Here is a 14,049-nt window from a genome sequence, read left to right on the forward strand (position 1 = left end):
AATAGTATGAAAGTTAGAACTTTGACGGCAATCATAGCGCTTATCATTTTCCTCCCGGTCTTACTGAAGGGCGGAGTTATATTAATGCTGTTTTCGTATTTGTTAGCGTTCATAGCATTAAAAGAATTGCTTAATATGAATATGATTAAGTTTTTATCGGTGCCAGGTATCATAAGTGCGCTAGGAATTTTAATTATTATGTTACCTCAAGGTGCCGGTAACTGGGTTAATGATTTACAATTAAAGTCATTAATAGCAATGAGTTTTATTTTATTAAGTTATACAGTGCTTTCTAAAAATAGATTTAGTTTTATGGACGCCGCATTTTGTTTAATGACGATTGCGTATGTTGGTATTGGGTTTATGTATCTTTATGAAACAAGGTCTGAAGGCTTACACTACATACTATTTGCATTTCTAATCGTATGGTCAACAGATACAGGGGCATATATTTTTGGTCGCTTAATGGGCAAACATAAATTATGGCCTGTGATTAGTCCTAATAAAACAATAGAAGGTTTTGTTGGCGGATTGATTTGTAGTTTAATTATTCCACTTGTTATGATTATGTTTGTAGACTTTAATATTGCAACGTGGATACTATTAATTGTTACGATTGTTTTAAGTATGTTTGGACAACTTGGTGACCTTGTTGAGTCAGGTTTCAAACGTCATTTTGGTGTGAAAGACTCTGGTCGTATTTTGCCTGGCCATGGTGGTATTTTAGATCGCTTTGACAGTTTTATGTTTGTATTGCCACTATTAAACATCTTGTTAATACAAGCTTAACTATCGATTCAAAGTGATACTATACAATTATATAAACAAAAATAAGGAGTTAATGAAATAAAATAACTGAGTGCTTCAATACAGTTATTTTATTTCTTAACTCCTTTTCACAAGCAAAAATACTTTGTGTAATTACGACTGCAAAATGATAAGTATAATGTAAGTGAATGACTTGAAGACATATTAAAGTTACGTGTGTCACTCAGCATTGTTGTGTTATACTTTTATAATCTAAAGTAAGCAAGTAGTCATAAGAAAGTGTATTGTATGAATTAATATATAGTATGATCAAACAATTTATTTCGAAAATATGAGGTGTAGCAAAGTGAGTTTTCTAGTAACAATTATTTCATTTATAATCGTTTTTGGTGTCCTTGTCACAGTTCATGAGTACGGACATATGTTTTTTGCAAAACGCGCGTGCATTATGTGTCCGGAATTTGCAATTGGTATGGGACCTAAAATATTTAGTTTCAGAAAAAATGAAACATTATATACGATTAGATTATTACCTGTCGGAGGTTATGTACGCATGGTCGGTGATGGTTTAGAAGAACCACCAGTTCAACCAGGTATGCATGTAAAAATAAAATTAAATGACAAAGATGAAATTACGCACATCATTTTAGATGATCAACACAAATTTCAACAAATTGAAGCAATAGAAGTAAAACAATGTGATTTTAAAGATGGCTTATTCATTGAAGGTGTAACATCATATGATCAAGAAAGACAACGCTATGCAATAGCTAAGAAATCATACTTTGTAGAGAATGGTAGTTTAATTCAAATTGCACCTAGAGATCGTCAATTCACGTATAAAAAACCTTATCAAAAATTCTTAACTTTATTCGCAGGACCACTGTTTAATTTCTTACTTACATTAGTATTATTTATTGGTCTAGCATATTATCAAGGTACAGCAACAAATTCAGTTGATGAAGTTGTTAAAGATTCACCTGCTGAACAAGCAGGGCTTAAATCTGGAGATACAATTGTTAAAGTAGGAAACCATAATATTGATGGTAAAGATGATATCGATAAAGCGGTAAAAGACATTAAAGATAATAAGACAAAATTAGTCGTCGAACGTGATGGCAACAAACAAACATTTGATATTAAGCCTGAAAAAATTGAACAGAAAGTAACGAAAACACACTCAGAAACAAAATATTTATTAGGTTATAGTGCAACGACTGAACACACTATTTTCAAACCAATTGCAGCGGGTGTGGAACAAACACTTAGTGCAGGTAAAATTATTTTCACTGCAATTGTAAGTATGATCGCTAGTATTTTCACTGGAGAATTCTCATTTGATATGTTAAATGGTCCAGTAGGTATATATCATACTGTCGACTCTGTCGTTAAAACTGGTATAATTAACTTGATTTCATGGACTGCTTTGCTAAGTGTTAACTTAGGATTAATGAATTTACTACCAGTACCAGCATTAGATGGTGGACGAATTTTATTTGTAATATATGAAGCAATCTTTAGAAAACCAGTAAATAAAAAAGCAGAAACTACAATTATCGCCATTGGTGCCGTATTTGTATTAATCGTTATGGTATTAGTGACTTGGAACGATATTCAGCGTTATTTCTTATAAGAGGGAGAGAAGCATTTAAATGAAACAATCAAAAGTATTTATACCAACTATGAAAGAAGTGCCACTGGTGCTGAGGCATTAAGCCATCGACTATTATTAAAAGCAGGTTTAATCAAACAAAGCACAAGTGGGATTTATAGTTACTTACCAATTGTCATGAGAGTATTAAATAATATTGAAGCCATCGTACGTGAAGAGATGGAGCGTATTGATGCCGTTGAAATATTAATGCCAGCATTACAACCATCAGAATTATGGGAAGAATCAGGACGTTGGAGTGCATATGGTCCAGAACTTATGCGTTTGCAAGACCGTAATGGCCGTCAATTTGCGCTTGGTCCAACACATGAAGAGGTTGTGACTTCGATTGTCCGTGATGAATTGAAATCATATAAACAACTGCCAATGACACTTTTCCAAATACAATCTAAATTTAGAGATGAAAAGCGTCCACGTTTTGGTCTATTACGTGGTAGAGAATTTATAATGAAAGATGCTTATTCTTTTCATGCTGATGAAGCATCACTAGATGAAGCGTATGAAGATATGTACCATGCATATGGTCGCATCTTTAATCGTGTAGGCATTAACGCGAGACCTGTTGTTGCTGATTCAGGTGCAATTGGTGGTAGTCATACACATGAGTTTATGGCGTTAAGCGAAATCGGTGAAGACACGATTGTGTACAGTGAGCAAAGTGATTACGCTGCAAATATTGAAAAAGCTGAAGTGGTTTACCATCCTAATAAAAAACATGAAGATGCACAACCGTTAACAAAAATTGAAACACCAAATGTGCATACAGCACAAGAGCTTGCGACATTTTTAAATAAACCATTAGACGAAATTACTAAATCTATGATATTTAATGTCGATGGTGAATTTATATTAGTATTAATTCGTGGTCACCATGAAATTAACGATATTAAATTAAAAGCTTATTTTGGTACCGACAATGTAGAGTTAGCAACCGAAGATGAAATTATTAATATTTTAGGTGCAAAACCGGGTTCACTGGGTCCAGTTTTTGATAAAGACATTAAAATTTATGCAGATAATTTCATTCAAGATTTGAATAATATTGTCGTTGGTGCGAATGAAGATGGGTATCACTTGTTAAACGCAAATGTAGGTCGTGACTTTGAAGTAGAAGCCTATGGAGATTTTAGATTTATTTTAGAAGGTGAATTATTAGCAGATAGCTCAGACAAAGCGCACTTTGCAGAAGGTATTGAAGTAGGCCAAGTCTTTAAACTTGGAACAAAATATTCTGAATCAATGAACGCCACGTTCTTAAATGACCAAGGTAGAGCGCAACCATTATTAATGGGATGTTATGGCATTGGTATTTCAAGAACATTAAGTGCAATCGTTGAACAGAATAACGACGAAAATGGTATTATTTGGCCAAAATCAGTCACACCATTTGAATTACATTTAATCACAATCAATCCTAAAAAAGATGATCAACGTGAATTAGCGGATCAATTATATACGCAATTAAAAGAAAATTATGATGTGCTTTATGATGACCGTAAAGAACGTGCTTGGTGTGAAATTTAATGATGCTGATTTAATCGGTCTACCAATACGTATCGTCGTAGGCAAAAATGCTCGCAGAAGGTATTGTAGAAGTTAAACGCCGCGATACTGGTGACAGTGAAGATGTGCATATTGATAATTTAATTAATTATGTAAATGAATTATATACAAATATATAATTAAAAAGTGAAATGGTAGATGTTACTTATATAAAATCATGAGGTCGGCACATAAATATGGCATACTATATTAGTGAGTGTAAATTAGAGAACGCACAATAGTTGTCTGATTTCTAAATGTGTTTGTTTCAAACTTTTAAAGAGGGGGCGGGAATACGAAATCAAATTTTAAAGTTTGATTTCTGTTCCGCTCCCATTTGTTATTCACAAAAATATGAATTTAAGTTATTAAGTTTAACTATTAGAATTTCACACATATCCGTTATAATATAGAGAATGGAATAATAATACATACACCGTCATTTAATGTAAGTAAGCATATACAAGTAAAGCAGTGTAATTAATAGTAAGGTGGTTATCGTCATGGCAATGACAAATCAGGAAAAATTTAAAATCCTAGCTGACCAAATTAAAATAACAAACCATTTGGAACCAGAAATTTTGGAGCAAAGTGAACTAACGCGTGTGGATGTTAAGACAACAGATCGTACATGGGTGTTTCAAATCACATTACCACACTTTCTATCAATAGAAGATTATTTGCTTTTTACAGGTGCAATTACAGAAGAGTTTAAATCAATTGCAAATGTAGAATGTAATATTACGATAAATAATAAATCAAACCAAGATGAATATGCGATAAAGTATTTTAATCATTGTATCGACCAAACAAAACTTTCACCTAAAGTAAAAGGACAATTAAAGCAAAAACGCTTAATTATGTCGGGGGATGTACTGAAAGTAACTTGTCAAAATGATATCGAGAGAGACCATTTTGATAAAGCCTGTAATGGTAGTTTAGTTAAAGCTTTTCAACAGTGTGGATTCGATATTAGTAAGATAGTTTTTGAAACGGATAGTGTGGGCAACGAAGATGACTTAGCATCATTAGAAGCACATATTCAAGAAGAAGATGAAAAAAGTGCACGTGAAGCTACTGAAAAATTAGAAAAAATGAAAGCCGAGAAGGCAAAACAACAAGATAATAATGAAAGTTCGGTAACTAAGTGTCAAATAGGTAAACCAATCCAAATTGATAATATTAAACCGATAGATTCAATTATTGAAGAAGAATTCAAAGTAGCAGTTGAAGGCGTTATTTTTGATATTAACTTAAAAGAGTTGAAGAGTGGGCGACACATTGTAGAGTTGAAGGTAACTGACTATACAGATTCGCTCGTATTAAAAATGTTCACTCGTAAAAATAAAGATGATTTAGATAACTTTAAGGCATTAAGCGTCGGTAAATGGGTTCGCGCACAAGGACGCATAGAAGAAGATTCATTTGTTCGTGATTTAGTGATGATGATGTCAGATATTGAAGAAATTAAAAAAGCTACGAAGCAAGATAAATCTGAAGAAAAACGAGTAGAATTCCATTTGCATACGGCAATGAGTCAAATGGATGGCATACCAAATATTTCATCGTACGTAGATCAAGCAACAAAGTGGGGTCATAAAGCCATTGCAGTGACTGACCATAATGGTGTTCAAGCCTTTCCAGACGCCCATGCGGCAGCTGAAAAAAATGGTATTAAAATGATTTACGGAATGGAAGGTATGTTAGTTGACGATGGTGTTCCTATTGCATACAAACCTTTGGATCGTGATTTGAAAACAGCAACATACGTTGTATTTGACGTTGAGACGACTGGTTTATCTAATCAATATGATAAAATTATCGAGCTTGCCGCAGTCAAAGTTAAAGACGGAGAAATCATTGATAAGTTTGAACGTTTTAGTAACCCACATGAACGTTTATCCGACGTTATTATTAATTTGACACATATCACGGATGATATGTTAGTTGATGCACCAGAAATTGAAGAAGTCCTTACTGAGTTTAAAGCATGGGTAGGGGACGCTATTTTCGTGGCACATAACGCATCCTTTGATATGGGCTTTATTGATACCGGATATGAACATGTTGGTATTGGCGCGTCTACAAACGCTGTAATAGATACACTTGAATTATCAAGAACAATCAATACTGAATACGGTAAACATGGATTGAATTTCTTAGCCAAAAAGTACGGCGTAGAGTTAACTCAACACCATAGAGCGATTTACGATACGGAAGCAACGGCTTATATGTTTATTAAAATGCTTAAACAATTAGAAGAACTGGGTGTTCATAATCACCAAGATATTAATACATCGTTATCAAACGAAGATGCTTACAAACGTGCACGTCCGAACCATGTCACGCTTATTGTTCAAAATCAACAGGGTCTTAAAAACTTGTTCAAGATTGTAAGTGCGTCCTTAGTTCAATATTATTATCGAACACCTAGAATTCCACGTTCACTATTAGATGAATATCGTGAAGGTATTCTCGTTGGTTCTGCATGTGACGAAGGAGAAGTATTTACTGCTGTAATGCAAAAAGACCAGTCTCAAGTTGAACGTATAGCTCAATACTATGATTTCATTGAAATTCAACCACCTGCTTTATATCAAGGCCTAATTGATAGAGAACTGATACGTGATAATGAAACATTACATGAAATATATAATCGTTTAATCCGTGCGGGTGAAGTTAACGATATTCCAGTCATAGCTACAGGCAATGCACACTATTTAAATGAACATGATTCAATTGCGCGTAAAATATTGATTGCCGCACAACCTGGTAATCCATTAAACCGTTCTACATTGCCAAAGGCGCATTTTAGAACTACAGACGAAATGTTAGATGAATTGCACTTCTTGGGTGAAGAAAAAGCCTATGAACTTGTCATTAAGAATACAAATGAGCTAGCAGATCGTATAGAGCGCGTTGTTCCAATCAAAGATGAGCTATATACACCGAGAATGGAAGGCGCAAATGAAGAAATTCGAGAAATGAGCTATTCTAATGCGAAAGACCTCTATGGTGAAGATTTACCACAAATTGTAATTGATCGTCTTGAAAAAGAATTAGAAAGTATTATAGGTAATGGTTTCTCTGTTATATACCTTATTTCACAACGACTTGTTAAAAAGTCTTTAAATGATGGGTATCTCGTTGGTTCACGTGGTTCTGTAGGTTCAAGTTTTGTAGCAACCATGACAGAAATCACAGAAGTTAATCCATTACCACCACATTACATTTGTCCAAAATGTAAAACGAGTGAATTCTTTGATGATGGCTCTGTTGGCTCTGGTTTTGATTTACCAGATAAAAAATGTGAAACTTGTGGTAGCGTCCTTATTAAAGAAGGTCAAGATATTCCTTTCGAAACATTCTTAGGCTTTAAAGGCGATAAAGTACCAGATATTGACTTGAACTTTAGTGGAGAATATCAACCGAATGCACATAATTATACAAAAGAATTATTTGGTGATGATAAAGTATTCCGTGCCGGAACAATTGGTACAGTCGCAGAGAAAACAGCTTTTGGTTATGTGAAAGGTTATTTAAATGACCAAGGTATCCATAAACGTGGCGCAGAAGTAGACAGGCTTGTTAAAGGTTGTACAGGCGTTAAACGTACATCTGGACAACATCCAGGTGGGATTATAGTTGTACCTGATTATATGGATATATATGATTTTACACCTGTACAGTTCCCAGCGGATGATCAGTCTTCATCTTGGATGACAACGCATTTTGATTTCCACTCCATTCATGATAACGTACTGAAGTTAGATATACTTGGACACGATGACCCAACAATGATTCGTATGTTACAAGACTTATCAGGAATAGATCCTAAAACAATTCCAGTGGATGATAAAGAAACGATGGGCATCTTTAGTTCACCTGAACCTTTAGGTGTCACACAAGAGGAAATTTTATGTAAAACTGGCACGTTTGGTGTACCAGAATTTGGTACTGGCTTTGTTAGACAAATGTTAGAAGATACGAAACCAACAACATTTTCAGAGCTTGTTAGAATATCAGGATTATCACATGGTACAGATGTATGGTTAGGGAATGCTCAAGATTTAATACGTTCAGGTAAATGTGATTTAGCGAGTGTAATCTGTTGTCGTGATGATATTATGGTTTATTTAATGTATAACGGTTTAGAGCCGTCACTTGCCTTTAAGACAATGGAATTTGTGCGTAAAGGTAAAGGATTGACTGACGATATGGTTGAAGCAATGGTAGACAATGAAGTACCTGATTGGTATTTAGATTCATGTAGAAAAATAAAATACATGTTCCCTAAAGCCCATGCCGCAGCTTATGTGTTAATGGCGGTAAGAATTGCTTACTTTAAAGTACATTATCCACTTTATTATTATGCAAGTTATTTCACGGTACGTGCATCTGACTTTGATTTAATTACAATGATTAAAGATAAAGAAAGTATTCGCAATACTGTTAATGATATGTATTCACGTTATATGGATTTAGCTAAAAAAGAAAAAGATACTTTAACAGTGCTTGAAATAATGAATGAAATGGCACAGCGTGGTTTTCGTATGCGACCAATTAGTTTAGAAAAAAGTAAATCATTTGAGTTTATTATTGAAGGCGATACATTGATTCCACCATTTATATCTGTTCCAGGTTTAGGTGAAAATGTTGCGCAAAGAATTGTAGAAGCTCGAGAAGAAGGTCCATTTTTATCTAAAGAAGATTTAAATAAAAAGGCTGGTTTATCACAAAAAGTAATAGAATACTTAGATGAATTAGGCTCTTTACCTAATTTGCCTGATAAAGCGCAATTATCAATATTCGATATGTAATGAACGAAAAGACTTAATAAAAAACAAAAAGCATGAATTAACTTGTCATTATAGGCTTTTTACAAATATAGTTATTTGTCTACCAAATAAACATATGATATAATAACAGTGCTTAAAAAATTAGACTCAGGCAGAAAGAGTGGGCATAATACCCGCTCTTTTCTATTTGCCAAAACAGGAGGTCAGCATGAGTAAAATAACTGAGCAAGTTGAAGCAATAATTCAACCTGTCCTTGACGACTTAAATTTTGAATTAGTAGAAGTTGAGTTTACAAAAGAAGGAAACGATCATTTTTTAAGAGTATCTATCGATAAAGAAGGTGGCGTAGATTTAAATGATTGTGCGCTTGCTTCTGAAAAAATCAGTGAAGTAATGGACTCAGAAGATCCTATCGAACAGATGTATTATTTAGATGTTGCCTCACCTGGTGTCTGAAAGACCAATTAAAAAAGAAAAAGATTATCACAACGCTGTGACTAAACCCGTATTTGTTTCTTTATATGCTCCAATCGAAGGCGCAAAAGAATGGTTAGGTATATTGCAATCAGTTGATGATGAAACAATAGTTATGGAAGTCAAAGATAAGTCAAGAACAAAACAAGTTGAAATACCAAGAAGTAAAATCGCTAAAGCACGTCATGCAGTAATTATATAACGTGACGAGGAGGATGATAAATCGTGTCAAGTAATGAATTATTATTAGCTACTGAGTACTTAGAAAAAGAAAAGAAAATTCCTAGAGAAGTATTAATTGATGCTATAGAAGCGGCATTAATTACCGCTTATAAAAAGAATTATGAAAGTGCAAGAAACGTTCGTGTTGAATTAAATATGGATGAAGGTACATTCAATGTTATCGCACGTAAAGAAGTGGTTGAAGAATCATTTGATAACAGAGAAGAAATCGATTTAAGTACGGCACTAGTAAAAAACCCAGCATATGAAATTGGTGATATTTACGAAGAAGACGTAACACCAAGTGATTTTGGACGTGTAGGTGCGCAAGCAGCTAAGCAAGCTGTTATGCAACGTTTACGTGATGCTGAACGTGAAATACTTTATGATGAATTCATCGACAAAGAAGATGATATTGTGACTGGTCTTATTGACAGAGTAGATCATCGTTATGTATATGTAAACTTAGGGCGTACTGAAGCTGTATTGTCTGAAGCAGAAAGAAGTCCAAATGAAAGCTACATTCCTAACGAAAGAATAAGAGTGTATGTGAACAAAGTTGAACAAACTACAAAAGGACCACAAATATACGTTTCAAGAAGCCATCCAGGTTTATTAAAACGTTTATTTGAACAAGAAGTGCCAGAAATCTTTGACGGTACAGTTGTAGTAAAATCTGTAGCTCGCGAAGCTGGCGATCGCTCAAAAATCAGTGTACACTCAGACAACCATGACATCGATGCAGTAGGTGCTTGTGTAGGTTCTAAAGGTAGTCGTGTTGAAGCTGTTGTTGAAGAACTTGGCGGAGAGAAAATTGATATTGTGCAATGGGATGAAGATCCTAAAGTGTTTGTAAAAAATGCTTTAAGCCCATCACAAGTATTACAAGTTATTGTTGATGAAGAAAACCAATCAACCGTAGTTGTAGTGCCAGATTATCAATTATCATTAGCTATAGGTAAACGTGGACAAAATGCCCGTTTAGCTGCTAAATTAACTGGTTGGAAAATTGATATTAAATCAGAAACAGATGCTAGAGAAGCAGGTGTCTATCCGGTAGATGTTGAAGATACAGAAGATCAACTTAATGATGTTGTTGACGAAGAAAATGTTGATTTGGAAGAAACAGTCAATGAAGTTTCTGAAACAGTAACTGAAGAAGAAGACGCTGAAAAATAACTTGGAGTGATAACTTTATGAAAAAGAAAAAAATTCCAATGCGTAAATGTATACTTTCAAATGAAATGTACCCTAAGAATGACATGATTAGAGTTGTAATTAATAAAGACGGACAAATTTTTGCTGATGCAACTGGCAAACAACAAGGCCGTGGCGCTTATGTATCTAAAAATGTTAAATTAGTAGAAGAAGCACAACAAAAGGAAACATTAGAAAGATATTTCAAATCTAATGCTGAAACGTTAGAGCCTGTTTATAAAGAGATTATACGTCTTATCTATCGTGAAGAGATACCTAAATGACAAAAGAAAAAATTGTGAATTTTTTAGGATTAGCAATGCGTGCAGGAAAAGTGAAAACAGGCGAATCAGTCATTATAAATGATTTGAAGAACAATAAATTAAAGCTCGTAATCATTGCAACAGATGCTTCTGACAACACAATGAAAGTGATGCAGAACAAATGTGAAAGTTACCATATATCATTACGCATATTTGGAACGAGAGCTGAATTAGGACAGGCTTTGGGTAAAGCAGAACGTGTAAACATTGGAATCACTGATCAAGGCTTTGCTAAAAAGTTATTGTCAATGATTGATGAATATCGTAAGGAGTGACTATATGAGTAAACAAAGAATTTACGAATACGCTAAAGATTTAAAATTAAAGAGTAGAGATATTATCGACGAATTGCAAAAGATGGACGTTGAGGTAACAAGTCATATGCAAACGTTAGAAGATAATCAAATCCACGCATTAGATAAAATTTACAAACCTGAAAAAGCAAAAGAAGCAGAGAAAAAACAACAAAAAACTGCTCAAAACAAGCAACAATCATCAAATAATAAAGGTAACCAAAACAACAAGAATAATCAAAATAACAAAGGTAACCAAAATAATAAATCAAACAATAATAAACCGAATAACAAAAACAACAAAAAGAATAATAAAAAATCAAAACAAATAAAACAAGAAGAACCTAAAGAAATTCCAGAAAAAATCACTTATCAAGAAGGTATTACAGTAGGTGAACTTGCTGAGAAATTAAACGTAGAGTCTTCAGGTATTGTTAAAAAGTTATTCTTACTTGGTATTATGGCTAATATTAATCAATCATTAGATGAAGAAACACTTGAGTTAATCGTTGATGATTACGGTGTTGAAGCTGAAAAAGAAATTGTTATTGATGAAGAAGATTTATCAATTTACTTCGATGATGAAACTGAAGATGAAGATGCTGTTGAACGTCCAACGGTTGTTACAATCATGGGGCACGTTGACCATGGTAAAACAACGTTACTAGATTCTATTCGTCATACAAAAGTAACAGCTGCAGAAGCTGGTGGTATTACACAACATATTGGTGCTTACCAAATTGAAAATGATGGTAAAAAAATTACGTTCCTAGATACTCCAGGTCACGCAGACGTTTACAACAATGCGTGCGCGTGGTGCACAAGTGACGGATATAACTGTTTTAGTTGTAGCAAGCAGATGATGGTGTTATGCCTCAAACAATTGAAGCAATCAATCATGCTAAAGAAGCAAATGTCCCTACAATTGTTGCTGTTAACAAAATTGATAAACCAACATCAAATCCAGATCGTGTAATGCAAGAACTAACTGAATATGGTTTAGTACCTGAGGATTGGGGCGGCGATACAATCTTTGTTCCACTCTCAGCATTAAGCGGAGATGGCATTGATGATTTAATAGAAATGATTGTACTTACTTCTGAAGTACAAGAATTAAAAGCTAACCCAAGTAAAAAAGCTGTCGGTACAGTAATTGAAGCCGAATTAGATAAATCACGTGGTCCATCAGCCTCATTATTAGTACAAAATGGTACACTTAACGTTGGTGACTCTTTAGTAGTTGGAAATACGTATGGTAGAATTCGTGCTATGGTCAATGACCTAGGCCAACGTATTAAAACTGCAGGACCATCTACACCAGTTGAAATTACTGGTATTCATGATGTGCCAAAAGCAGGCGATCGATTTGTGGTTTTCAAAGATGAAAAACAAGCAAGACGTATTGGTGAATCTCGTCATGAAGCGAACGTAATTCAACAACGTCATGAAAGTAAGAGTGTTTCATTAGATAACTTGTTTGAACAAATGAAACAAGGTGAAATGAAAGACTTAAATGTTATTATTAAAGGTGACGTGCAAGGTTCAGTAGAAGCACTTGCCGCATCTCTAATGAAGATAGACGTTGAAGGCGTCAATGTACGTATCATTCACACTGCTGTGGGTGCAATTAACGAATCTGACGTTACATTAGCTAACGCTTCAAATGGTATTATTATTGGCTTTAACGTGCGTCCTGATACAGGCGCGAAACGTGTCGCTGAGACTGAAGGCGTTGATATGCGTCTACACCGTGTTATTTATAGTGTTATAGAAGAAATTGAATTCGCGATGAAAGGTATGCTAGATCCAGAATTCGAAGAACAAATAATTGGACAAGCAGAAGTTCGTCAAACATTCAAAGTTTCTAAAGTTGGTACAATCGCAGGTAGTTATGTTATAGATGGTAAAATCACGCGTAACGTCAGGCGTTCGTGTCATCAGAGATAATATTGTACAATTTGAGGGCGAATTAGACACTCTAAAACGTTTTAAAGATGATGCTAAAGAAGTTGCTAAAGGCTACGAATGTGGTATCACAGTTGAGAAATACAATGACTTAAAAGAAGGCGACATTATTGAAGCTTTCGAAATGGTCGAAATAAAAAGATAAATAATTGGAGATGAATCCAATTTAATGATAGAAAACCTCCAATAATTTAGAGGCTTTCAGAGTGTCAACAAAGTCTCTGACTTTGTTGGCATTTTTTTATGCACGATTTCAGCAGGCACAGCTTCAACCTGTAGTTTTTGGCTAGTGCTTTGCCGCAGGAGTTGGCTCAAAGTATTGTCATATTTGTAGTGAAAATATATAACTGAATTTGAACAATGATTTTCTATATAAAAATAAATCAAATGCCTTTATAGTAATTAGTATGTAGTCGTTCTTAAGCATACAAATTATTGGAGGCTTTTTATCTGGAAAAGATGCTATGGCTGTATTTTTAATATTAAAGTGCTGTCCAAAAGTGAAATATATAAGTATAATGATATTATTACATAAAAACTAGCGATTTAGTTTATGGATTAAAATATAACATGACTTAATATTACAACTTCAATTAGAAACAAAAAATTTTAACCCCTCGTAATGATGTAGCTTACTTTAAAAATCAAATTATAAAAACGCTTTAACCAAACAGTTTTCACAATAATTAAATATTAAAAAAGGGTAGCATATGTTTTGTAAATCATATGTATTTATTTGGTTGCGAATAAGTCAAAATATTATAGTGAAATTTTGGGATAACTATTTTACTCA

Annotated in this window: 6 protein-coding genes and 3 pseudogenes; all 9 read left to right on the plus strand. The window is 34.0% G+C overall.

The window, feature by feature from the left end; translation table 11 throughout:
• The first annotated feature begins 6 nt into the window (after nt 1-6).
• The 9 genes and pseudogenes from ABLV95_RS04110 to infB all read left to right on the plus strand — a co-directional run bounded on the left by ABLV95_RS04110 (nt 7) and on the right by infB (nt 13,401).
• Nucleotides 7-789: a phosphatidate cytidylyltransferase gene (locus ABLV95_RS04110; protein ID WP_069816029.1), complete on the plus strand. Its 783-nt coding sequence runs from the start codon at nt 7-9 to the stop codon at nt 787-789.
• 325 nt (nt 790-1,114) lie between these two features.
• Nucleotides 1,115-2,401: an RIP metalloprotease RseP gene (gene rseP, locus ABLV95_RS04115; RefSeq protein ID WP_460876462.1), complete on the plus strand. Its 1,287-nt coding sequence runs from the start codon at nt 1,115-1,117 to the stop codon at nt 2,399-2,401.
• Between the two features lie 19 nt (nt 2,402-2,420).
• Nucleotides 2,421-4,122: pseudogene (locus tag ABLV95_RS04120) on the plus strand (proline--tRNA ligase).
• A 363-nt stretch (nt 4,123-4,485) separates the two neighbouring features.
• Complete coding sequence (locus ABLV95_RS04125) at nt 4,486-8,802, plus strand: PolC-type DNA polymerase III (protein ID WP_460876464.1); 4,317 nt, start codon at nt 4,486-4,488, stop codon at nt 8,800-8,802.
• A gap of 187 nt (nt 8,803-8,989) precedes the next feature.
• Nucleotides 8,990-9,458: pseudogene (gene rimP / locus ABLV95_RS04130) on the plus strand (ribosome maturation factor RimP).
• A gap of 23 nt (nt 9,459-9,481) precedes the next feature.
• A complete protein-coding gene (gene nusA, locus ABLV95_RS04135) occupies nt 9,482-10,657 on the plus strand; it encodes a transcription termination factor NusA (protein WP_069816018.1) in 1,176 nt (391 codons plus the stop codon).
• A gap of 17 nt (nt 10,658-10,674) precedes the next feature.
• Complete coding sequence (gene rnpM / locus ABLV95_RS04140) at nt 10,675-10,959, plus strand: RNase P modulator RnpM (RefSeq protein WP_069816016.1); 285 nt, start codon at nt 10,675-10,677, stop codon at nt 10,957-10,959.
• Nucleotides 10,956-11,273 carry a L7Ae/L30e/S12e/Gadd45 family ribosomal protein gene (locus ABLV95_RS04145; RefSeq protein WP_002507846.1) on the plus strand — a complete coding sequence of 106 codons (318 nt, stop codon included), beginning with the start codon at nt 10,956-10,958 and terminating at the stop codon, nt 11,271-11,273. Before rnpM ends, ABLV95_RS04145 begins: the two co-directional genes overlap by 4 nt.
• A 4-nt stretch (nt 11,274-11,277) precedes the next feature.
• Nucleotides 11,278-13,401, plus strand: a pseudogene (gene infB / locus ABLV95_RS04150) (translation initiation factor IF-2).
• Nucleotides 13,402-14,049 lie beyond the last annotated feature (648 nt).

Source organism: Staphylococcus sp. Mo2-1 (genome assembly GCF_046721385.1).
Taxonomy (GTDB): domain Bacteria; phylum Bacillota; class Bacilli; order Staphylococcales; family Staphylococcaceae; genus Staphylococcus; species Staphylococcus equorum_A.